Origin of the sequence: Amycolatopsis thailandensis, assembly GCF_002234405.1 — a bacterium.
GTDB classification, from domain to species: Bacteria; Actinomycetota; Actinomycetes; order Mycobacteriales; family Pseudonocardiaceae; genus Amycolatopsis; species Amycolatopsis thailandensis.
Map to the genome: position 1 here is coordinate 1 of NZ_NMQT01000338.1, position 514 is coordinate 514.

The 514-nt window shown below is 66.1% G+C and carries 1 pseudogene; it reads left to right on the top strand.

Going from position 1 to position 514, the window contains the following annotated elements:
• Positions 1–474 (top strand): annotated as a pseudogene (locus tag CFP71_RS42740) (chitinase); the annotation flags it as partial.
• Positions 475–514: the final 40 nt, after the last annotated feature.

The window sequence follows — 514 nt, forward strand, 5'->3', positions numbered from 1 at the left end:
GGCGGTCTCGGCGGCGCCGACAACCGGACGGGTTCGTATCTTCCGGTGATCCACGCTATGCGGGACGCGCTGACCGTGCTGCACGTCCAGGATTACAACTCCGGGCCGGTGATGGGACTGGACAACCAGTACCACTTCATGGGCGGCGCGGACTTCCACATCGCGATGACCGACATGATCAAGGCGGGCTTCACGGTGGCCTCGACCGGATTCCGGTTCCCGGGGCTGCGTGAGGACCAGATCGCGTTCGGCCTGCCCGCCGCGGTGAGCGCCGGAAACGGGCACACCGCGCCGGCGGCGGTGCACTCGGCGCTGAACTGCCTGGTGAAGAACTCCGGCTGCGGGTCGTATTCCTTGCGTGGTGGTGCTTCGCCGGCGTTGCGCGGTCTGATGACGTGGTCGATCAACTGGGACCGGTACTACGGCTGGGAGTTCCAGAACGCCCACGAGCCTTTCCTGAACGCCCTGCCCTGATCCTGCTCTACGGTCCGGTCCGCGAAGTACATGAAGGCCC